Raw genomic sequence first — 19,940 nt, 5'->3', positions numbered from 1 at the left:
GCCTACTGGCGGTAACCCTCAACCTCGTTGACCGGCCGGGCCTCGGCGTCGTCAGGGTTTTCGCCCGCGTTCTTCTTGGCACGGCGTTGGCGCAGCAGGTCCCAGCACTGGTCCAGCTGCGCCTCCAGCTGGGCTAGCCTGGCGCTGTTGTTGCCGCCGACGTCGTCGGAGCCCGCGGTGTCGCGGAGGCGGTGTTCCTCCTCGACCAGCGACTGAATGCGTTCCAACAGGTCCTGGTTATCCATGGTCTGTCTCCTTGGTGGTGGGATGGTTACGTTCGAACGTAGCCCAGCAGAAGGGGTGCGTCTACTGCCAGCCGACGGCATACTTGGGTCATGAAATTCACTACGACCATCGTTGGCGATGGCAACAAGGCTGGCATCGAGGTTCCGGACGAAATTGTGGACGGACTTGCCGCAGGAAAGCGCCCACCGGTGGTGGTGACCATCAACGGCCAAAGCTATCGCAGCAGCGTCGCGGTGATGGGCGGCAAATATATGGTGGGCGTCAGTGCGGCGAACCGGGAGCTGACCGGTGCTGCCGCCGGGGACACGGTTGAGGTCGGACTTGAGGTGGACAACGAACCCCGCGTCGTGGAGGTCCCCAAAGACCTAGCAGCTGCCCTCGATGCGGAGCCTGCGGCCAAAGCTTTTTACGGCACCCTGAACTACAGTGCCCAGCGGAGGTACGTGGAGCCGATTGGGGACGCCAAGACCGAGGAGACCCGCGCCCGGCGGATCGCCAAGGTGGTGGCGGATCTGAAGGCGGGGAAGAGGTAGCTTTCAGTCCTTGCGCACGCTGTAGGTAGTCACCACGTTGCCCTTGCTGGTGGCGTACTGGTCCTCCAGCACCAGCCGGTTCTGCGGGTCCCCGTCCTCAAAGAGCCGCCGCCCGCTGCCCGCGATCACCGGGTGGGTCATGAGTGTCAGCTCGTCCAGCACGCCTGAGAAGAGCAGTTGCCGCACCAGGGAGATGCTGCCGCATACCGCGATTTCGCCGCCGTCGCGGGTCTTGAGATCCGTGACGAACTGCTCAACGTCGCCGTCAATCAGGTGGGAGTTTTCCCATTCCAGCGGCTCCGTCAGTGTCCGGGATGCGACGAACTTCTCGACGGGGTTGATGAACTTGGCGAAGTCGTCGTCCTGCGTCGCGTTCGGCCAATACCGGGCCCATTCCTGGTAGCTGACGCGCCCAAGGACCACGGTGTCCACCGTGTTGATCATCTTGGTCAGGCCCTTGCCCAGGTCCTCGTCAAAGCTGTCGAACTGGAACTTGAACGGGTCCTGGACCACGCCATCGACGGAGTGGAAAAGTCCGGCGGTAACTTTGCGCATCGGTGCCTCCTGTTAGGCTGCTCGGCTTGCTGTTTGGAATTCGCGGGACGGAAGAGCAGTCACGTTGCCGGGGCTGAGTTTGACCGGCATCTCGTGAAGCTCAGCATAAACCGTGAGCTGGTCGAGGGCTTCGGCATCCACAATCGCCTCTGTCAGGTCCATTTCGACGCCGAGCCCGCCGCCCAGGCTCCTGGTCCGCTGAACCACCGGGTACAGGCCCTGCAGGCTGGCGGTTGTCACGCGCCCGGTTGCTGCGATCTGGATCTGTTCGCCGTCAACATCGACGCGAACAACTACTGAGAGCTTCTCGCTGGCCAAAGTGGTGCCTTTCCATCGGTGCTGCCACGCTGCAGCGTCCCCCAGCGTATGTGGCGAGTGTGACGTGCGCAACATTACGACGAAACGGCAAGTGCCGCCGTCGTGCTTCTTGTGAAAGTACGACGGCGGCACTGGCCTTGAGTGGCTCGGCTGGCCGCTAGGCGGTCTGGCCGGCGTGCTGGCCTTCGGAGATTTCCTCGACCACCTTTGCGTTGAAGGCGGGGAGGTCGTCCGGGTTGCGGCTGGTGACCAGGCCCTGGTCCACGACGACTTCCTCGTCGGTCCAATTGGCGCCTGCGTTCTTCAGGTCCGTCTGGAGCGTGTGGTACGAGGTGACGTTGCGGCCCTTGATGACGCCGGCCTCGATGAGGAGCCAGGGGCCGTGGCAGATCGATGCCACGGGCTTGTGCTGCTCAAAGAAGGCGCGCGTGAAGTTCTGGGCGTCCTTGTCGACGCGGAGGTTGTCCGCATTCACGACGCCGCCCGGGAGTACGAGGGCGTCGAAGTCGGATGCGTTGGCGTCTGACACCGCAAGGGTTGCATCGAAAGTGTCAGCCGGTTCAGTGCCGTTGTAGCCCTGGATGGTGCCCTTTTCGGGGGCGATGAGCGTAGGTTCGCCGCCCGCGTCCTTCACTGCTTGCCATGGGCTGGTGAGTTCCACCTGCTCCACGCCGTCCGTCAGCAGGAATGCGACCTTCTTGCCTGAGATGTTGTGTTCTGACATTGTTCCTCCTCTTGTTCGGCTGCTTTTTGGGCGTATGCCGGTGCTGCGAGAGTTGTTTGTCTGACCCGTTCCAGCCTAGGGAACCCCGCCTTAGTAAGCAAGCTGACTATTTTGTTCCAGCGGGCAGTGCCGCGTTTTCGGGCCGTTGCGGCGCTACTTCCCCTTGCGTCCCGTGCGCTTGGCGGCAGCGTTCATCGCCGACTTCACCGCAGGCGGCAGCCCCGCCGTCTCGGTCTCCGGTTCAGCCACCGTCCCGCGCCAACGGGCCAGGCCCTTCATGCCGTGGTAGATCACCAGCGCTGCAGCTGACCCAAGGGCGATGCCCGTGAACTTCAGCTCGCCAATGGTCCACGTGTAGTCCGCGATGCCAATGATCAAGGCCACGGCAGCGGTTGTCAGGTTGATCGGGTTGGAGAAGTTGACCTTGTTCTGCACCCAGATCTTCACGCCGAGCACGCCGATCATGCCGTAGAGCATCGTGGCGGCGCCACCCAGTACGCCCGGCGGGACGGTCGCGATCAGTTCGCCGAATTTCGGGGAGAAGCTCAGCAGGATGGCGAAGATACCGGCCACCCAATAGGCCGCCGTCGAATAGACCTTGGTAGCGGCCATGACGCCGATGTTCTCGGCGTAAGTGGTTGTGCCCGAACCGCCGCCGAATCCGGCGAGTACCGTCGCGGCACCGTCGGCCATCAGTGCGCGGCCGGAGACGCCGTCGAGGTTTTGGCCGGTCATGGCGGCTACCGACTTCACGTGCCCGACGTTCTCGGCCACCAGAACCAGCACCACAGGCACAAACAGGCCCACAACCCCAATGTGGAATTCGGGCGTCTGGAAGAACGGAAGGCCGACCCAGGCCGCCGCGTCCATTTTTTCGTAGCTGACTTCGCCGCGCATCATCGCCACGAGGTACCCCACCACAACGCCCACGAGGATGCTCAGCCGCCCCAGGATTCCCCGGAACAAAACGGAGACGAGGATGATGGTGACCAGCGTGATGAGGGCGGTGACCGGTGCGAGGTCGAAGTTGTTCTTGGCAGCCGGCGCAAGGTTCAGGCCGATCAGAGCGACGATCGCACCGGTGACGATTGGCGGCATCAGCCGGTTGATCCATTCGGCGCCAAACTTCTGCACAATCGCACCTATAAGGGCCAGTACGACGCCGGCCAGCACCACGCCGCCCAATGCGCCACTTACGCCGTACTGCTGCTGCGAGGCCATGATCGGGGCGATGAACGCGAAGCTTGAACCGAGGTAGCTGGGCACGCGACCCTTGGTGATCACCAGGAAGAGCAGCGTCCCAATGCCCGAGAAGAACAAGGTGGTAGCTGGGGGCATGCCGGTGATGATGGGGACCAGGAACGTCGCGCCGAACATGGCCACCACGTGCTGCATGCCGATGCCGATGGTAAGGGGCCACGCGAGCCGCTCGTCGGGAGCTACAACGTGGCCTGGGCGAATGGACCTGCCGTTGCCGTGGAGCTTCCATTTGGTGCCGAGCATGCTCATGGCGGGCCTTCCTCAGAAGAGTGTTGGGATTCGGTGCAACATTACCGCCATTGCGGGGCCCGCTCTACGCGCCTCGCGCTCGATGTAGTGCGCAAAACGGGCCTCACAACGGGGAGCCACGCCGCCCGGACAGGTCACTGTGCGCAACGTCACGGGCCGTCATGGGAAGAGGACAACGGAAGTTGAAGTTGCAACCATGGAAAGCAGAAGTGCCCGGCCGCCCACAAGGCCTGGCCCAGCGAAAGGTTTACGAATGACGATCGCCCACGAAGAAGCAGTCATTGACGCCGCAGCAGTCGACGCCATTTTTGCCGAAGCCCGTACCGCCAACAGCTTCGCCGGTGAGGTCACCGACGAGCAGGCCCGTGCCATCTACGAGCTCACCAAGTTCGGCCCGACGGCTTTCAACTCCCAGCCACTCCGCGTGACCTATGTCCGCTCGGACGAAGCCCGCGCCAAGCTGGTTGACCACCTTTCCCGCGGAAACCAGGCGAAGACCGCGTCCGCGCCTTTGGTCGCACTCCTGTCGTACGACACCGACTGGCAGGGTCAGTGGGACAAGTTCCTCCCTGAGTACGGCGCCCCCAAGGCCATGTACGACGACAACGCCGAACTCGCTGCAGCCACCGGCAACAACAACGCCCACCTTCAGGCCGGCTACTTCATCCTCGCCGTCCGCTCGCTCGGTTTCGCAGCAGGCCCGATGACCGGCGCTGACTTCGCCGCGATCGACGCCGAATTCTTCCCGAACGGTGACCAGAAGAGCTTCCTCGTGGTCAACATCGGCCAGCCCGGCCCGGACGCCTGGGGCGCCGCCAAGCCGAAGTTCTCCTACGACGATGTGGTTCGCACCGTCTAAGGCTTCAAAAGCAGAAACGCCCGCTCACCTGAGGTGAGCGGGCGTTTCCTGTTTAAAGGGTCAGTGGGGCTCCAGGAGGCCGGGATGCGAGAGAGGCTTGGGAAATCCCGTCGGTTTCGTGAGAGAGCGTTGGGAAATCCCGCCTGTTTCGTGAGAGAGCGTTGGGAAATCCCGTCGGTTTCGTGAGAGAGCGTTGGGACCTACGGACGCTCTCTCACTTCCCGCCTGCTTGGGGCGGACGCTCGCTCAACCTACGAGATGACCCCGTCCACCAGCGCCTTGGCTTCCTGCTGGACCTGGGCCAGGTGGTCTGCGCCCTTGAAGGACTCCGCGTAGATCTTATAGACGTCCTCGGTGCCGGAGGGGCGCGCCGCGAACCAGGCGTTCTCCGTGACGACCTTCAGGCCGCCAATGGATGCGCCGTTGCCTGGGGCCTCCGTGAGCTTGGCGGTGATTTCTTCGCCTGCCAAGGAGGTCGCGGTGACATCGGCAGCGGAGAGCTTGCCCAGCTTGGACTTCTGATCACGCGTGGCAGCGGCATCGATGCGCGCGTAGACGGGTGCGCCGAACTGGTCGGTGAGGCCCTTGTAGAGCTGCGAAGGGGAGGACCCGGTTACTGCCGTGATTTCCGAAGCGAGCAGGGCCAGCAAGATGCCGTCCTTGTCCGTGGTCCACACGCTGCCGTCGAGCTTGTTGAAGGATGCTCCGGCTGATTCCTCGCCGCCGAATGCGCCTTCGCCGGAGAGCAGGCCAGGCACGAACCACTTGAAGCCGACGGGCACCTCGACCAGCTTGCGTCCGAGCCCACCGGCAACGCGATCGATGATCGAGGACGAAACCAGTGTTTTGCCCACCACTGACTCCGGGTTCCAGCCACTGCGGTTCCGGTAAAGGTAGTCGATGGCGACGGCGAGGTAGTGGTTAGGGTTCATGAGGCCGCCGTCAGGGGTGACGATGCCGTGCCGGTCAGCGTCGGCGTCGTTACCGGTGGCGACGTCGTAGGCGGCTGTGCCGTCCGCGCCCAAAGACATTCGCTGGATCAGGGAGGCCATGGCCGACGGCGAGGAGCAATCCATGCGGATCTTCTCATCCCAGTCGAGGGTCATGAACGCCCACTGGGGATCGACTGTCGGGTTCACCACTGTGAGGTTCAACTGGTGGCGCTCGCCGATTTCACCCCAGTAGTCCACGGACGCTCCGCCCATGGGATCTGCGCCGATACGGACGCCGGCGTTGCGGATCGCGTCGAGGTTGAGCACCGACGGGAGGTCGTCCACGTAGCTGCTGAGGAAGTCGAACTTGCCGGTGGTTTCCGCGTTCAAGGCATCGTTCAGCGGCATGCGCTTTACGCCACGGAGGCCGTTCTCCAGCAGTTGGTTGGCGCGATCGGCGATCCAGCCCGTTGCGTCGGTGTCAGCCGGGCCACCATGCGGAGGGTTGTATTTGAAGCCGCCATCACCGGGCGGGTTGTGGCTGGGGGTGACCACGATGCCGTCGGCCTGGGGCGTGCCCGGGGCGGCTTCGCGGTTGTACTTCAGGATGGCGTGGCTCAGCGCCGGGGTGGGCGTGTAGGCGTGGCGTGCGTCAACCAGCACGGTGACCCCGTTGGCGGCCAAAACTTCCAGCGCGGAGTTCTGCGCAGGCTCGCTGAGGGCGTGGGTGTCGCGTCCTATGAACAGCGGCCCAGTGATGCCCTGGCGCCCGCGGTACTCGACTATTGCCTGCGTAATCGCGAGGATGTGCGGTTCGTTGAAAGACGCCTTCAAGCTGGATCCGCGGTGTCCAGACGTTCCAAACGCCACACGCTGCGCGGGATCACCCAGGTCGGGAGCGACGTCGAAGTACGCGTCCAGAAGGGCTGTGATGTCTACAAGGTCTTGGGGAAGGGCAACTGTGCCCGCTCGGCTAGCCATGGGGTCCAGCATGCCAGACCTCGGGGCCTGCTGACAGGAAATGTCCGGGATCCGGCCCCTGTGACGCCGAATGGCGCCCCCGGCTCCCGCAGTGGGACGAAGATTCACCTCTTGTTCAGGAATGGTTGCCAGCCAAAAAGAACGCTCCGCCCAGGTCCAAGGAACCGGGCGGAGCGAGGGTGTCACTGAGGAGGCGCCGTTAGACGGCCGTGTAGCCGCCGTCGACGAGTACGTACGAACCGGTCATGAAGCTGGCCTTGTCAGAGAGGAGGAACGTGGTGACGTTCGCGATCTCTTCTGCCTTGCCCAGACGGCCCAGCGAGTGCTTGGCTTCGAGCCCGTCGATAACTTCCTTCGGGGCGTTGGCCAGGAGCGGGGTGTCGATGTAGCCCGGGCCGATGGCGTTGACGCGCAGGCCCTGTGCACCGTATTCGGCGGCTGCGTTCTTGGTCAGGCCGACGACGCCGTGCTTGGCTGCGGTGTAGGCGGCGTTGCCGGGTGCGGCGACGGCACCGTGGATCGATGCCATGTTGACGATTGCGCCTTCGGAAGCGCCCGCTGCGAGGATGGCCGGGACCTGGTAGCGCATTCCATACAGGACACCGCTCAGGTTAATGCCGATGACCCGGTCCCAGTCGGCGATGTCGACTTCGCCAACGGGGGCGTTGGCTCCGCCGATTCCGGCGTTGTTGACCGCGTAGTTGAGGGCACCATAGGTCTCGACGGCGAAGTCGACGGCTTTCTTGCTGTCCTCGGCAACAGCTGTGTTGCCCTGGAAGGGTACGGCCTTCCCGCCTGCGGCAGTGATCTCATTTGCTACCCGTGTGGCGGCGTCGAGGTTGACGTCCGTGACAACCACGTTGACGCCGTTCTTCGCGAGGTCCTTGCTGATCGCTTCTCCGAGCCCTGAACCGCCGCCGGTGACGAGTGCGGTCTTGCCTTCGAAGTTACCCATGATTCCTCCTTCGCGGGACGAATCCCGCAGATTTCGTAGTTAGCGCTGCTTACGTCGCTATTAGGGTCAACCCCGTCCATCGCCTCCATATTCCATGCATTTGCATGAATCCCGTCACAGGTGTCCTACTTATGCACTGCCCCGGACGGCGGTAGTGTTGGGATCAAAGACCAGATAGCAGGGGGATTCCTATGTCAGACCAGCCGTCCAAGGACAACGAGGACAAGCCTGCGGGCTACCAACCGCCGCAGTACGTTCCGCCCGCACAGTTCAGCGCACCGGAGGCCAGCTCGCCGCAGCCCGCCACGCCGGATTACAGCGCACCGGATTACAGCGCACCGGATCAGGGCGCCAACGCCACCCAGCCGATCCCGCCGCACGAGCAGAGCGCGAATACGCAGAACGCCCAGGGCCAGAACGACTTCTACACCCAGCCGCAGCCCCCAAGCCAGGGCGCGTATTCGCCGGGCGACTACAGCCAGCAGCCGCAGTCCCCGTACGGCCAACCGCCCAGCCCGTACCAGCAGCAGGCATTTGGCCAGCAGCCCTACGGCCAACCCAGCCCCTACGGTCAGCCCGCGTACTACGCCATGCAGGCTGAGCCCAAAGGCCTGAGCATCGCCAGCATGTGCTGCGGCATCGCCATCTTTGTGGGCTTCGGCTTCTTCATCCTGCCGCAGATCGCCGCGGTTATCCTTGGCCACCTTGCCCTCAAGCGCGAACCCGCGGGCAAGGGCATGGCAATTGCCGGCCTGGTGATGGGATACATCGGCGTGGCCCTGACGTTGATCTTCGGCATCATTTTCTTCGCTGCCATTGCAACGTCCAGGAGCAGCTACAACTATTGAGTTTTCGTACAGCTGATGCGCGCCGCTAGCGGCAACAGCTGTACAACAAAGCCGACGACGGCGGCCCTTGCGTCAGGTGGGAATCCCACCCAACGCAAGGGCCGCCGTCGTTATTTGCGTGTATTCAGCCGGTGGCCCGAGTTGCCTACCGTACTCCGCCCATCAATTTCTTGATCGCAGGAGTTGCCGCAGCCAAGCCTACGGCGAGCACTACTGCCACGCCGCCGATGCCCAGGAAGTACGGGAGTTCGTTGTCGGGGTTGTAGAGGCCAGCCAGGATCCCGGCCAAGGTGGTGCCGAGGGAAACCGACAGGAAGAACAGTGCCACCATCTGGGTGTGGAACGCCTTCGGGGCGAGCTTGGTGCTCACGGACAGGCCGATGGGGGAGAGGAACAGCTCCGCCAGCGTGAACAGGAAGAGGATGCCCACAAGTGCCAGCAGCGGGGTCTTGCCGTCGCCCGCCAGCGGGATGAAGGCAAGGAAGGCAACGCCCATGATGAACAGGCCCGCGGAGAACTTCAACGGTGAACTCGGCTGCTTGGGGCCCAGCTTGGTCCAGAGGGCAGCCATGACGCCGGCGAAGATGATGATGAATACCGGGTTGATGGACTGGACCCACGCGGCGGGCATTTCCCAGCCGAACAGGTTGCGGTCCAGCTTCTCCTGCGAGTAGACGGCGATGAACGTGAACTGCTGCTGGAACAGTGCCCAGAACGCGGCAGATGCGATGTACAGGGGGATGAAGGCGACCACGCGCTTGCGCTCCAGCCCGGAGACCAGGGGGCTGCGGAAGATCAGGACCAGGTAGATCACCGAAGCTGCAATGGCGGCGTAGGCCATGCTGCGGGCCAGGTTGTTGGCGTTGACCAAGCCCGTACCCAACAGGACGCCTATCACCACCAGGATGCCCACGAAGATCAGTCCATACTTTGTGCGGTCCTTCGACGGGAGCGGGTTGGGTACGCGGTGTGCTTCGTCGGGAAGGCGCTTGCGGCCGAGTGCATAAATGACCAGGCCGATTGCCATGCCCACGGCTGCGGCACCGAAACCGACATGGAAGCCGAAGCTGGTCTGCAGCCAGCCGGTGACCAGCGGGCCGATGAGGCCCCCGATGTTGATGCCCATGTAGAAGATGGAGAAACCTGCATCGCGGCGTTCGTCCTTCTCGCCGTACAAGGTGCCAACCAGTGCCGTGGCATTGGCTTTCAGGCCACCGGAGCCGACGCCCACCAGTACCAAGCCGGCAATGAGGCCCGGAATCCCCGGGATCAGTGCCAGGGCGATGTGGCCGCCCATGATCATGATGGCGGAGCCGAAAAGGACCTTTTCTGAGCCGAAGAGGCGGTCGGCGAGCCACGCGCCAAGGATCGTCGACAGGTAAACGCCTCCACCGTAGGCGCCCACCAGGCTGGCTGCGAGTCCCTGGTCAATGGAGAGGCCGCCCTGCTCGGCGGTGAAGTACATGTAGTAGAGCAGGATGCCCTGCATGCCGTAGAAGGAGAATCGCTCCCACATCTCCACGGAGAAGAGGCTGGCCAGCATCTTGGGGTGGCCGAAGAATGACGTATCGCCCGAAGCCTTGGCAGGCTCAGCCGTGGTTTGAGATGTGCTCATTTTCTTAATGCTGGCACTGACCGCGGGCATTGTCACATCGATAAATGCCCAAGGCAACCACTTTCCATATGCTAGACACGCTTGCCTGCGGTCAGGAATGCGCCTCCAGGGAAGCCGCCAGTTGGAGAAGCTGCAGCTCAGAACCCATCCGGCCAATGAGCTGGATCCCCATCGGCAAGCCACCCGCAGTTGTATGGACCGGGATGCTGATGGCCGGCAGCCCGCACACGTTCACCATGGAGGACCACGGCGCGTATTCGCACTGCCTTCTGTAGTCATCGTCGGCGTCGCCGGACCACTCGCTCGGCCAGCGCTCGCCGCTGTGCCCACCGCCGGTAAACCAGCCTATGGGGCGCGGCGTCTGCGCCAGGGTGGGCATGAGGATCAGGTCCCACGCAGCGTACTGCGCGATCGTGTCGTGCTGGAACTGCCGGAGGAAACCCAGCGCTTCGTTGACCTTGGAGGCGCTCCGCTGTTGCGCCCGACGCCGGAACGTCTGGGTCAGCGGGGTCAGCAGCGCCTCCCGTCGGGGTGCTATCCGGGCGCTCCCGACGCCGGCGGTCCAGGCTGCGGTAAACGCTTCCGGATAGCGGTTGTCGTACCGGATCTCCGCCTCGCTGACGCTGTGCCCTGCCTTTTCCAGCAGTTCGCAGCCCTTCGCCAGGGCCTCCATCGCTTCAGGTTCAATGTCGAACGGGTAGATCCCGGCCCATGGACTATCCAGGCTCACGCCGATCTTCAGGGGCTCCGGCGCCCGACCCACGCTGGCGAGGTATCCGTCGTCGGGCGCTTGCTCGCGGGGGACCAGGGCGTCCATGAGCAAAGCAGCGTCGGCGGCTGTCCGGGCGAGTGGCCCGGTGGCCACCAACTGCGCGGCATCTCCCGGGCTGGTCCCCACCGGTACGGCACCCCGCCCGGGCTTCAGGCCCACCAGTCCGCAGGCGCCGGCGGGAATCCGGATGGACCCGCCGCCGTCGGTCCCCGGCGCGAACGGCACCAAGCCCGCGGCCACCGCGGCAGCGCTGCCGCCCGACGAGCCGCCGGAGCTTCGCCCCGCCGAATGCGGATTGCGCGAAGGCGGTGCCACGCGGTTCTCGCTGTAGGCCGTCAGTCCAAACTCCGGAACCTGCGTCTTGCCCAGCGGGATGACTCCTTGGCGCCTCAGGTGCGCCGCCAAAGCGCCATCCTCGGGCGCGGGCTTGTGATCCAAGGCCGCGCTGCCGTGGGTGGTGGGAACTCCGGCGACGTCGGTGAGGTCCTTGAATGCCGTGGGCATCCCGTGAAGCAGGGGAAGTTCATCCAGTCGGCCTTGGCGGGAGAGGCGGGCATGCAGCTGATCGGCGGTGTGGGCTGCGGCCAGGGCTTGTTCCTGGATGACCGTGATGAACGCACCGAGCTGCTTGTTCCGCGCTTCGATCACGGAGAGGAAGTGTCCGGTGGCCTCGCGGGCGGAGAGATCCCCGGAGGCCAAGGCATCACGGAGTCCTACGGCGGTCAGTCCGGACAGGTCCTGCGACGAAGGATCAGCCAAGGAAACGTGACTCCAACCGTTCCTCCACTGCCACGGCGTCCACGCTCTCGCCCGCACCGGCCGTCACCCGGAAGGCTGCCTTGTTCTTCACCTCGGAGACCACCTCCACCAGTTCCGTGCCCCGGTAAACCAGCCCGACGCCGTCGTCTGTGCAGTGGGTTTCACCCAGCGTGCCGTTGGCCACCAACGCATGGATGGCCGGTGCGCGGCGGGGTTCGGAATCGTAGTGCACGCCGCTGGCGTAGGGCAGGAAGCCGAGGGAGTCTGTGACGGGGCGCAGTTCCGGACCGAAGGAGTCGGTCACGCCGCCTTGGTACCAGCAGATCGAACCGGCCGAAACACCTGCAAGCACAACGCCACCTTCCCAAGCCTTCCGCAAGGCCCGGTCCAGGCCATGCGCGCGCCACACCGCCAGCAGGTTCACCACCGAGCCTCCGTTGACCCACACCACGTCCTGCTCCAGTAGATGCGCTTCCGGGTCATCGATGTTCGGCATGGTGAAAAGGTTGAGGTGGCTGAAATCAAAACCCGCAATCCTCGCGGCCTGGTCCATCTCGGCGGCCCACCAGCGTTGGTCGCCGGACGCTGTGCCGATGTGCGTCACCCGTGGCGCGCGGCCCGTCACGCCGGAGAGTTCCACGGCGTAGTGCATCAGGTGGTTGAACTCGATCCTGGTGCGTTCGCCCGGCTTGTATCCGCCGGACGTCGCCAGGATGGTGGGTTGCCCAGCAGGCACGGGGTGCTCCTCACAGCAGTTTTTCGGTGGATTGCTTCGGGTCCAGTCTTAACGCCCGCGCTCCGGTAAGCAACCGCCTGCGGGTCCAAGTTACTGCTCAGGGCTGCGAGGACTAGGCTGGATGCTGGACTTAATCGATGGGAAGGGACCGCAATGAGCGACTTCGACACTGTGCCTGTTGGCGACATTCCGGCTGATGCCAGCATCCTGGACGTCCGCGAAGACTACGAGTGGGTGGCAGGGCACGCCGAGGGCGCACGCCACATCCCCATGGACCAGTTGCCGGCGCGCCTGGACGAGCTTGACCCGGACGATGACCTCTTCGTCATCTGCCGCACGGGCGGCCGTTCCTTCCGGGCGGTTCAGTGGCTGGTAGGCCAGGGTTACTCGGCGGTGAATGTTGCCGGCGGGATGGACATGTGGCTGGAAGCCGGTAAGCCGATGGTCTCCGACAACGGGCTCAAGCCGGTCGTTCTGTAAACCAGCGCATATAACCAGCAAGGAATATTCGATGTCAGCAGTCACCTACACGTTCCTCGGCCCCGAGGGCACCTTCACCGAGGCCGCCCTCATGCAGGTGCCAGGCGCTGCTGATGCCACCCGCATTCCATGCACCAACGTGAATACCGCCCTGGACAGGGTCCGGGCAGGCGAAGCCGACGCGGCCATGGTCCCCATCGAGAACTCGGTGGAAGGCGGGGTCACTGCAACCCTGGATGCGATCGCCACGGGCCAGGAGCTTCGGATCGTCCGTGAGGCGCTTGTTCCCATCACCTTCGTGCTGGTGGCGAGGCCCGGCGTCGCGCTTTCCGACATCAAGCGGATCTCGACGCACGGCCACGCCTGGGCCCAATGCCGTCTCTGGGTGGACGAACACCTTCCGAACGCGGACTACGTTCCCGGTTCCTCGACGGCGGCCGCCGCCATGGGCCTGCTGGCGGACAATGCGCCCTACGAAGCGGCGATTTGCGCCCCGCTGATTGCGTCCGAACAACCAGGCCTGAACGTCCTGGCCGGGAACATCGGCGATAACCCGGACGCCGTCACCCGCTTCATCCTGGTGAGCCGCCCCGGCCCGCTTCCGGGACGGACCGGGGCCGACAAGACCACTGTGGTGGTGCCGCTTCCCCAGGACCATCCAGGCGCCCTCATGGACATCCTGGACCAGTTCGCGTCCCGCGGCGTGAACCTCAGCCGGATCGAATCGCGTCCCACAGGCCAGTACCTGGGCCACTACTTCTTCAGTATCGACGCCGATGGCCACGCCTCGGATTCCCGGGTAGCCGATGCGTTGGCAGGCCTGCACAGAATCAGCCCGGCAACCCGTTTCCTGGGCTCCTATGCCCGGGCGGACCGGCAACCGGCCGTCGTGGCTCCGCACACCTCAGACGCGGCTTTTGCCTCCGCCCATGCGTGGGTGGACTCGCTGCTCAGGGGCTCGTAGGCGCTGTCCACAGGGCAACAAGCGTTGCCCTTTCGCAGTGATGGAAGTGTGCGTATGCTTGCCTGATCCATAAACGGTGGATGAATTACTAACGAAGGGAGCGGTCATGACTGTCCACAGCGATGACAAAGACGGCCAGGGCATGATCGTCAATCCCAAGCCCTCAAGTGAGAACAATGATGACTGGGACGGCGACGAAGCTGATCGTGCGGATCGCCTGCGTTTTGAAGAAGAACAGGCCATGATCAAGGAGCAGTCCGAAGCCCGGGCTGCCGCGAAGGCAGCGGCCGAAGAAGCCGAGAGGAACGCGGCCCAGCCTGACGCCGGGGCTATCTAGGCGGTCTTCGCCTTCGGTACACGCACCAGCAGGGACGCTGGTTCAACCTGCACGGTGACCTTCGTGGCTTCACCTGAGGGATCGCCGTCGAGCTGTGTGGCCATCGGTTCCTGGCTGCGGATGGTCACCTTGCCCGAGCGGTAGAAGCTCATCATGGGGAGGTTGTGTTTGTGCTTGAACAGGATCTTTGTGTACATGGCCAGCCAACCAAACGCGCTGCGCGGGCTCATCACCACAATGTCCAGCATGCCGTCGTCAATCATGGCCTGCGGAATGAAGTCGATGCCGCCAGGGATCAGTCCGCAGTTGGCGAAGAGCACGCTGCGGATCTTGCGTGCCTGTTCGGGCTCGTCATCCATGGTGATGCTGACGCGCTTCCGCCGCCCCGGCAGGTGGCGGACGCCGGCTTCGGTGTAGGCAAGCCAGCCGACGGTCTTCTTGAGGTCTTCCCTGGTATCTCCAACGACCTCGGCGTCCAGGCCCATGCCCGCGATCACCAGGAACGTGTGCGTGGATGCGTGGCCGGTGATGCTGTTGCTGATGGCCATGGTGGCGGTGTCGATGTAGCGCTGGTGGCCGAACAGCGCCGTCTGGATGCAGTCCTCCATGTCCGTGACGTCCAAGTCGACATTGCGCGCCAGCAGGTTTCCGGTGCCTACGGGGATGAGGCCCATCGCCACATTCTTGTGGGCCAGGCACTCGGCCACCACGCGGACGGTTCCGTCGCCGCCGCACGCCAGGACGACGTCGGCCCCGTGGGCCAACGCTTGCCGCGACTGGCCGTAACCGGGGTCTTCCACCGTAGTTTCATAGAAGCGGGGCGCGTCCCAGCCAGCGAGCTCGCACGCGTCGATGATGGCCTTGCGGGCAACCTCGGCGTTGTTCTTCACCGGGTTCAGGATGACGGCGACCTTCTGGTCGCCGGGGTTCGGCTTGTGCGCATCCTCCCGAACGGCGCTCCTGATGTGGCGGGCTTTCAATCGGCGCACACCCCACCAACTGGAGACGGCAAACGCCACGCCCCCAGCCAGAATCGCGTACAGGATCCAGTCGCTCATGGTGCTCCAACACTATCCCGCTGCGCTGCCCCGTTTTGCCGGAACGTGGTCTGTCCGGCGTTTGGACGCCGGCGCACCGGGAAATCGCGGGTGGTTCGATACTCTTGTGTGGTGATCGACGTAAAAGACCTCAGCGAAAATCCGGACAAGTTCCGGGCCAGCCAGCGCGCCCGTGGCGCCGACGAGTCCGTTGTGGACGCGATCATCTCCGCTGACGCCGACCGCCGTGCTGCGCTGATCCGCCACGAAACCCTCCGCGCCGAGCAGAATGCTTTCGGCAAGAAGGTGGCCCAGGCCAAGGGTGAGGAAAAGCAGGCCCTGCTGGCCGAGGTCAAGGAGCTCGCCAACTCGGTCAAGGCCGCTTCCGCTGAAGCCGCCGCCGCCCAGGCAAAGCAGGAGGAGCTCCTGCGGGTGATCCCCAACCTGGTGGTGGACGGCGTGCCCGAGGGCGGCGAAGACGACTACGTGGTGGTCAAGACCGTTGGCACTCCCCGTGAATTCACCGATTTCGAGCCGAAGGACCACCTGGAAATCGGCGAACTCATCGGCGCGATCGACATGGAACGCGGTGCCAAGGTTTCCGGCTCACGCTTCTACTTCCTCCGCGGCGTTGGCGCCCGGCTGGAAATGGCGTTGCTGCAGATGGCCATGGAACAGGCAATCGACGCCGGCTTCGTCCCCATGATCACCCCCACTTTGGTGCGTCCCGAGACCATGCAGGGCACCGGTTTTGATGTAAAGCACGACGCCGAGATCTACCGTCTCGCTGAAGACGACCTTTACCTTGTGGGAACCTCGGAGGTGGCCCTCGCCGGCTACCACGCGGACGAGATCCTGGACCTCTCCGCAGGTCCCATCCGCTACGCAGGCCAAAGCTCCTGCTACCGCCGCGAGGCTGGTTCGCACGGCAAGGACACCCGCGGCATCATCCGCGTGCACCAGTTCAACAAGGTGGAGATGTTCATCTACACCACCGTCGAAGAGGCTGCCGCCGAGCATGAGCGCCTGCTGGCCTGGGAAGAGGAGATGCTGGCCAAGTGCGAGCTCCCGTACCGCGTGATCGACACCGCCGCCGGTGACCTGGGCATGTCCGCAGCCCGCAAGTTCGACTGCGAAGCCTGGGTTCCCACGCAGAACGCCTACCGCGAGCTCACCTCGACGTCCAACTGCACCACGTTCCAGGCACGCCGCCTCAACATCCGTGAACGCGTGATCAACGACGAAGGTGTCGCCAAGGGCACCCGTGCCGTGGCCACGTTGAACGGTACGTTGGCTACCACCCGTTGGATCGTGGCCATCCTCGAGCACCACCAGAACCCCGACGGCTCGGTCAATGTTCCCAAGGCACTGCAGAAGTACCTTGGCGGGCTTGAAGTCCTGCCGGTTCTCTAGGGTTTCCGGTTGCGGTTACAGCAGGCCGCGCAATACCAGGGCGGCGCCGTCGTCGAGCACTGACGCGGTGACTTCATCCGCGACGGCAATCACTTCGTCGGGGGCCTGGCCCATGGCGACACCGCGGCCTGCCCAAGTGAGCATTTCGATGTCATTCCGGCCGTCGCCCACAGCGACTGTGTTGGACACGTCCGTGCCTAGCTTCTGGCGCAGGGCCTCCAAGGCGCTGGCCTTGGTGACGCCCTCAGCGGCGATGTCCAGCCACGCGGTCCAGCCCACCGAGTAGGTCACGCCCGAAAGTCCGATGTGGCGGATGGCCTCGTTGAACTCGTCCGAGGTGTTCTCGCTGCTGAAGACCACAACACGGACGGCTGTGGCATCGAGCATGGTCTGGAAATCGACGCCGATGGATTCCACGCCGAAGCTGGCGTCCTGGAAGCGTTCGGTGGAAAGGAAGTTGCCGTCCTCGTCCTCCAAGGCGTATTTGGCGTTGGGCAGCCGCTCCCGCAGCGCCTTCAGGGCAGGAGCGGGATCGAAGGTGGCCTTGTGGATGATCTCGTACCCGGACTCCAACGCGGGGTCCAGCCGGAGGGTCACGCCACCGTTGCAGCACACTGCGTAGCCGCGTTCCAGGCCGATCTGTTCAATGATGGGAAGCGTGGCATTGAGCGAGCGGCCGGTAGCGATCATGACGTCGTGGCCACTGGCCACAACGGCCTGGGCGGCGGAGCGGACGCCGGGGGACATGTGGCCGTCATGGTCGACGAGCGTGCCGTCGACATCCAAGGCAACCATGAGCTTGTTGTTGTTGTTGCTGGGCTGGTCATCGATGCCAGCAACTGGAGTATCAGTCAAAATAGTCATGCTTCCAGTACAGCAGACACCTCCGACACTGAACTAGGACCGGCGCCACAGCGGGGGATTAACGGAGCGTGAACAGTCATCCAGCGGAGTTGGAGCCGCTGTGCAGGATGACGAGCTGGCTGGTTGCCCTGGTCATTGCCACATAACGGTCCACTGCGCTTTCGATTCCGGCGCCTACGGTTCCCTCGCCGAAGGTTTCGGGATCGATCAAAACGACGAGGTCGAACTCCAGCCCTTTCGACACTTCGGGGGTCAACCAGCGGACGCGGCTTTCCTCAAGACCGGCGTCGGAGCGTCCTTGCTTACTGATGACGCAGGCAGTTCCTTCCGCGTTGGCAGCGAGCCAGGTGTCCAGGACCGAATGGAGCGTGTCCGCGTGTTGGTGGGTGACGGGAATGCCGGTGCTGCGGACTGAAACCGGCACGTTCGCGTCAGGGAGGACCGCCCTGATCACTGAGGCAGCCTCGGTCATGACTTCTTCCGGGGTTCGGTAGTTGATGCTCAGCCCAGCCAACGTCACGCTGCCCAATCCCACGCGTTCCAGCCGCTCCTCCCACGATTCCGTGAACCCATGACGTGCCTGGGCCCGGTCTCCCACCACGGTGAAGCTCCGTGACGGGCAGCGAAGAAGCAGCATCCGCCACTCCGCATCGCTCAGCTCCTGGGCCTCATCCACCACAATGTGCGCGAACGGCCCCATGAGGACATCCGGATCGCCCGACTCCAGGCCGTCCTCGTCCACTAGTTTGTCCCGCATGTCATCGCCGCGCAGCATGTACATCTCCATGTTTTCGGAGTCGTCAGCTGCAATAAGGTCTTCGACAACCCGGTCCATCAGTTCCCGTTCGGCGGCCAAGGTGACTTTCCGACGTCGTCGTCGTTGCGCCGCCTCCGGGTCGCCGAGCCGCTGCCTGGCCGCATCCAACAGGGGCAGGTCCGGTACCGTCCACGCTGCGGGCTCGGGGCGCTGCAGCGCAGCGACGTCCTCGGCCCCCAGCCACGGCGCCGAAAAACGAAGGTAGGCCGGGACGCTCCAGAGGTCCGCCACCAAACCCCGGTAATCAAGCAGGGGCCACGCCCGGTTGAAGGCCGCCCGCAGTTCCGCGTTGTCCGATAAGGAGCTGTGGAGCATGCCCTCCGGAACACCGTGCTGGTCCAGCTTGTCCACGAGGATGGCCATCAAAGCCTCCCAGATATCGTCCCGGGATTCGTTGTGCGGGGTGCCGGGTTCCGCCGCGTCGAAGGCCTCAGCCCAGTCGTCTGCGCCTAGCCAAACGTCCGCAAAGGGCGTTTCCACCTGCATTCCTTTCGACGGCGGCTGCTCATGGAAGCGGACTGCTGACTCAATCGCCTTGACCATGCCCACGGATGACTTGAGGCGCGCCACCTCCGGGTCCCGTTCCGGCGTAGCTATGGCGCCCTCCGGCACGAGGTCCCGCAGCGTGCACGCCTGGACGCCCTCTTCACCCAGGCTGGGGAGGACGTCGGCCACGTACGCCAGGTAGGCCCGGTGGGGGCCGACGAGCAGGACGTCACTCCTGCGATGGTTGCTGCGGTGCCCCAGCCGGGGGTCCGCATACAACAGGTAGGCCGCGCGGTGCAGGGCAACCACGGTCTTGCCGGTGCCCGGACCTCCGTCAACTACCAGGGCACCCCGTGAGCCGGCCCGGATGATCGCGTCCTGATCGGTCTGGATGGTCCCCAGCACATCCCGCATCCGTGGGGAGCGGCTGCTGCCCAGACTGGCAATGAAGGCAGACTGGTCGTCCAGGGCATCGTTTCCCTGCAGGCCCTCTGCGGTGAAGACTTCGTCCCAATAGTCACTGATCCGGCCCCGGGTCCAGCGGTACCTGCGGCGGCTCAGCAGATTCATGGGGTTGGCGTGGGTTGCGCCAAAGAAGGGCTCAGCGGCCGGGGAACGCCAGTCCACCAACAGCCTGCGGCCCTCCCTGTCAGTGAGGCCCAAACGGCCCACGTAGACGGGCTCGGGGTTGTCCGCGCTGACCATTCGGCCCAGGCAGAGATCCAAGCCGAAGCGGCGCAATGCCCTGAGCCGGGAAGTCAGTCGGTGGATCTCCTGGTCGCGATCCAATGCCCGTTGGCCTCGACCCGCCGGTTGTTTGCGGGTTTCCTGAAGTCGTTCCGACAGCTCAGCGATGGACTCTGTGAGGGTCTCAGCGATGGCCGCGAAATGCTGCTCATCGCCGCCGATCAGCTCGGGGTTGGCTTTTCGGGAAAGGTGCCCGGGCAGGGCGAATACGGCAGATTTCAGAGGACTGGTTTCGGGCATCCCACGACTCCCTTGTTCTTTGGTGATGGGGTTCGTGGGTCAATTGTTCGGCAAGCAGGGGGCCTTGCCGCAAGCCCCCATGTGGGTTATACATTGAATATGGAAGGGAACATTTCCCTTCCTTTTTTGTGCCCTGCTTTTCGTTTCAGGCTGCGGATCCCGCCCTTGTACGAATATCCGACTACGAATATCCGCCGGCGGCTGTAGGGTAGG

Annotated in this window: 20 protein-coding genes; 7 read left to right on the top strand and 13 right to left on the bottom strand. The window is 64.1% G+C overall.

All coding sequences use genetic code 11. The features are described from left to right. Window positions 1–2 precede the first annotated feature (2 nt). Window positions 3–245 carry a DUF2630 family protein gene (locus tag AC5RU9_RS15805; protein WP_494017188.1) on the bottom strand — a complete coding sequence of 81 codons (243 nt, stop codon included), beginning with the start codon at window positions 243–245 and terminating at the stop codon, window positions 3–5. Window positions 246–335: 90 nt separating this feature from the next. Between AC5RU9_RS15805 and AC5RU9_RS15800 the strand changes: the two genes are divergently transcribed. Further along, window positions 336–779: a YdeI/OmpD-associated family protein gene (locus AC5RU9_RS15800; protein ID WP_494017187.1), complete on the top strand. Its 444-nt coding sequence runs from the start codon at window positions 336–338 to the stop codon at window positions 777–779. Window positions 780–782: 3 nt separating this feature from the next. Here AC5RU9_RS15800 and AC5RU9_RS15795 read toward each other — a convergent pair whose 3' ends face one another. The 4 genes from AC5RU9_RS15795 to AC5RU9_RS15780 form a co-directional block, all read right to left on the bottom strand. Further along, complete coding sequence (locus AC5RU9_RS15795) at window positions 783–1,334, bottom strand: dihydrofolate reductase family protein (protein ID WP_494017186.1); 552 nt, start codon at window positions 1,332–1,334, stop codon at window positions 783–785. A 12-nt stretch (window positions 1,335–1,346) separates the two neighbouring features. Next, window positions 1,347–1,652, bottom strand: a complete 306-nt coding sequence (locus AC5RU9_RS15790) for a hypothetical protein (protein ID WP_211710397.1) — start codon at window positions 1,650–1,652, stop codon at window positions 1,347–1,349. A 157-nt stretch (window positions 1,653–1,809) separates the two neighbouring features. Further along, the gene (locus AC5RU9_RS15785) at window positions 1,810–2,376 is read right to left on the bottom strand and encodes a type 1 glutamine amidotransferase domain-containing protein (RefSeq protein ID WP_211710398.1); all 567 of its coding nucleotides are present in this window, start codon (window positions 2,374–2,376) and stop codon (window positions 1,810–1,812) included. Window positions 2,377–2,529: 153 nt separating this feature from the next. After that, a complete protein-coding gene (locus AC5RU9_RS15780) occupies window positions 2,530–3,885 on the bottom strand; it encodes a uracil-xanthine permease family protein (protein ID WP_494017185.1) in 1,356 nt (451 codons plus the stop codon). Window positions 3,886–4,138: 253 nt separating this feature from the next. Here AC5RU9_RS15780 and AC5RU9_RS15775 point away from each other — a divergent pair, with 253 nt between their 5' ends. Next, window positions 4,139–4,744 (top strand): malonic semialdehyde reductase, encoded by a 606-nt coding sequence (locus AC5RU9_RS15775; protein WP_211710401.1) that lies wholly within the window; start codon window positions 4,139–4,141, stop codon window positions 4,742–4,744. Window positions 4,745–4,995: 251 nt separating this feature from the next. Here the strand turns inward: AC5RU9_RS15775 and pgm are convergent, their stop codons facing one another. Together pgm and AC5RU9_RS15765 are read right to left on the bottom strand one after the other, a co-directional pair. After that, window positions 4,996–6,657 carry a phosphoglucomutase (alpha-D-glucose-1,6-bisphosphate-dependent) gene (gene pgm / locus AC5RU9_RS15770; protein ID WP_494017184.1) on the bottom strand — a complete coding sequence of 554 codons (1,662 nt, stop codon included), beginning with the start codon at window positions 6,655–6,657 and terminating at the stop codon, window positions 4,996–4,998. Between the two features lie 199 nt (window positions 6,658–6,856). Continuing rightward, on the bottom strand, window positions 6,857–7,612 hold the full coding sequence (locus tag AC5RU9_RS15765; protein WP_309993538.1) for an SDR family NAD(P)-dependent oxidoreductase: 756 nt from the start codon (window positions 7,610–7,612) through the stop codon (window positions 6,857–6,859). Between the two features lie 191 nt (window positions 7,613–7,803). Here AC5RU9_RS15765 and AC5RU9_RS15760 point away from each other — a divergent pair, with 191 nt between their 5' ends. Further along, window positions 7,804–8,460: a DUF4190 domain-containing protein gene (locus tag AC5RU9_RS15760; RefSeq protein WP_494017183.1), complete on the top strand. Its 657-nt coding sequence runs from the start codon at window positions 7,804–7,806 to the stop codon at window positions 8,458–8,460. A 145-nt stretch (window positions 8,461–8,605) separates the two neighbouring features. Here AC5RU9_RS15760 and AC5RU9_RS15755 read toward each other — a convergent pair whose 3' ends face one another. The 3 genes from AC5RU9_RS15755 to AC5RU9_RS15745 all read right to left on the bottom strand — a co-directional run bounded on the left by AC5RU9_RS15755 (window position 8,606) and on the right by AC5RU9_RS15745 (window position 12,342). After that, the gene (locus AC5RU9_RS15755) at window positions 8,606–10,105 is read right to left on the bottom strand and encodes a peptide MFS transporter (RefSeq protein ID WP_494017182.1); all 1,500 of its coding nucleotides are present in this window, start codon (window positions 10,103–10,105) and stop codon (window positions 8,606–8,608) included. Between the two features lie 61 nt (window positions 10,106–10,166). Further along, entirely contained in the window at window positions 10,167–11,606 is a 1,440-nt protein-coding gene (locus tag AC5RU9_RS15750) for an amidase (protein WP_494017181.1), read from the bottom strand. Then, entirely contained in the window at window positions 11,599–12,342 is a 744-nt protein-coding gene (locus tag AC5RU9_RS15745; protein ID WP_494017180.1) for a Type 1 glutamine amidotransferase-like domain-containing protein, read from the bottom strand. The genes AC5RU9_RS15750 and AC5RU9_RS15745 overlap by 8 nt, the downstream gene beginning before the upstream one ends. 153 nt (window positions 12,343–12,495) lie before the next feature. Here AC5RU9_RS15745 and AC5RU9_RS15740 point away from each other — a divergent pair, with 153 nt between their 5' ends. The 3 genes from AC5RU9_RS15740 (at window position 12,496) to AC5RU9_RS15730 (ending at window position 14,123) form a co-directional block, all read left to right on the top strand. Then, window positions 12,496–12,822, top strand: a complete 327-nt coding sequence (locus tag AC5RU9_RS15740) for a rhodanese-like domain-containing protein (RefSeq protein WP_235518011.1) — start codon at window positions 12,496–12,498, stop codon at window positions 12,820–12,822. Between the two features lie 31 nt (window positions 12,823–12,853). Beyond that, a complete protein-coding gene (gene pheA / locus AC5RU9_RS15735; RefSeq protein ID WP_494017179.1) occupies window positions 12,854–13,786 on the top strand; it encodes a prephenate dehydratase in 933 nt (310 codons plus the stop codon). Window positions 13,787–13,892: 106 nt separating this feature from the next. Further along, on the top strand, window positions 13,893–14,123 hold the full coding sequence (locus AC5RU9_RS15730) for a hypothetical protein (RefSeq protein WP_211710409.1): 231 nt from the start codon (window positions 13,893–13,895) through the stop codon (window positions 14,121–14,123). Here AC5RU9_RS15730 and AC5RU9_RS15725 read toward each other — a convergent pair. Then, window positions 14,120–15,181 carry a diacylglycerol/lipid kinase family protein gene (locus AC5RU9_RS15725; RefSeq protein ID WP_494017178.1) on the bottom strand — a complete coding sequence of 354 codons (1,062 nt, stop codon included), beginning with the start codon at window positions 15,179–15,181 and terminating at the stop codon, window positions 14,120–14,122. The genes AC5RU9_RS15730 and AC5RU9_RS15725 overlap by 4 nt on opposite strands. Window positions 15,182–15,292: 111 nt before the next feature. Here AC5RU9_RS15725 and serS point away from each other — a divergent pair, with 111 nt between their 5' ends. Beyond that, window positions 15,293–16,573, top strand: a complete 1,281-nt coding sequence (serS, locus tag AC5RU9_RS15720; RefSeq protein ID WP_211710411.1) for a serine--tRNA ligase — start codon at window positions 15,293–15,295, stop codon at window positions 16,571–16,573. A gap of 15 nt (window positions 16,574–16,588) precedes the next feature. Here serS and AC5RU9_RS15715 read toward each other — a convergent pair whose 3' ends face one another. Then, complete coding sequence (locus AC5RU9_RS15715) at window positions 16,589–17,437, bottom strand: HAD family hydrolase (RefSeq protein WP_494017177.1); 849 nt, start codon at window positions 17,435–17,437, stop codon at window positions 16,589–16,591. A 76-nt stretch (window positions 17,438–17,513) separates the two neighbouring features. Then, a complete protein-coding gene (helR, locus tag AC5RU9_RS15710; RefSeq protein WP_494017176.1) occupies window positions 17,514–19,727 on the bottom strand; it encodes an RNA polymerase recycling motor ATPase HelR in 2,214 nt (737 codons plus the stop codon). Window positions 19,728–19,940 lie beyond the last annotated feature (213 nt).

Source organism: Arthrobacter sp. B0316-5-4, assembly GCF_059090325.1.
The sequence above is the reverse complement of the archived record's forward strand: the minus strand, read 5'-3'. Positions and strand labels throughout refer to the sequence as shown.

Excerpts from the sequence above, each read along its gene's own strand:
- AC5RU9_RS15805 (WP_494017188.1), bottom strand. The coding sequence starts at position 245 with ATGGATAACCAGGACCTGTTGGAACGCATTCAGTCGCTGGTCGAGGAG.
- AC5RU9_RS15800 (WP_494017187.1), top strand. The coding sequence starts at position 336 with ATGAAATTCACTACGACCATCGTTGGCGATGGCAACAAGGCTGGCATC.
- AC5RU9_RS15795 (WP_494017186.1), bottom strand. The coding sequence starts at position 1,334 with ATGCGCAAAGTTACCGCCGGACTTTTCCACTCCGTCGATGGCGTGGTC.
- AC5RU9_RS15785 (WP_211710398.1), bottom strand. The coding sequence starts at position 2,376 with ATGTCAGAACACAACATCTCAGGCAAGAAGGTCGCATTCCTGCTGACG.
- AC5RU9_RS15780 (WP_494017185.1), bottom strand. The coding sequence starts at position 3,885 with ATGAGCATGCTCGGCACCAAATGGAAGCTCCACGGCAACGGCAGGTCC.
- AC5RU9_RS15775 (WP_211710401.1), top strand. The coding sequence starts at position 4,139 with ATGACGATCGCCCACGAAGAAGCAGTCATTGACGCCGCAGCAGTCGAC.
- pgm (WP_494017184.1), bottom strand. The coding sequence starts at position 6,657 with ATGGCTAGCCGAGCGGGCACAGTTGCCCTTCCCCAAGACCTTGTAGAC.
- AC5RU9_RS15765 (WP_309993538.1), bottom strand. The coding sequence starts at position 7,612 with ATGGGTAACTTCGAAGGCAAGACCGCACTCGTCACCGGCGGCGGTTCA.
- AC5RU9_RS15760 (WP_494017183.1), top strand. The coding sequence starts at position 7,804 with ATGTCAGACCAGCCGTCCAAGGACAACGAGGACAAGCCTGCGGGCTAC.
- AC5RU9_RS15755 (WP_494017182.1), bottom strand. The coding sequence starts at position 10,105 with ATGCCCGCGGTCAGTGCCAGCATTAAGAAAATGAGCACATCTCAAACC.
- AC5RU9_RS15740 (WP_235518011.1), top strand. The coding sequence starts at position 12,496 with ATGAGCGACTTCGACACTGTGCCTGTTGGCGACATTCCGGCTGATGCC.
- pheA (WP_494017179.1), top strand. The coding sequence starts at position 12,854 with ATGTCAGCAGTCACCTACACGTTCCTCGGCCCCGAGGGCACCTTCACC.
- AC5RU9_RS15730 (WP_211710409.1), top strand. The coding sequence starts at position 13,893 with ATGACTGTCCACAGCGATGACAAAGACGGCCAGGGCATGATCGTCAAT.
- AC5RU9_RS15725 (WP_494017178.1), bottom strand. The coding sequence starts at position 15,181 with ATGAGCGACTGGATCCTGTACGCGATTCTGGCTGGGGGCGTGGCGTTT.
- AC5RU9_RS15715 (WP_494017177.1), bottom strand. The coding sequence starts at position 17,437 with ATGACTATTTTGACTGATACTCCAGTTGCTGGCATCGATGACCAGCCC.
- helR (WP_494017176.1), bottom strand. The coding sequence starts at position 19,727 with ATGCCCGAAACCAGTCCTCTGAAATCTGCCGTATTCGCCCTGCCCGGG.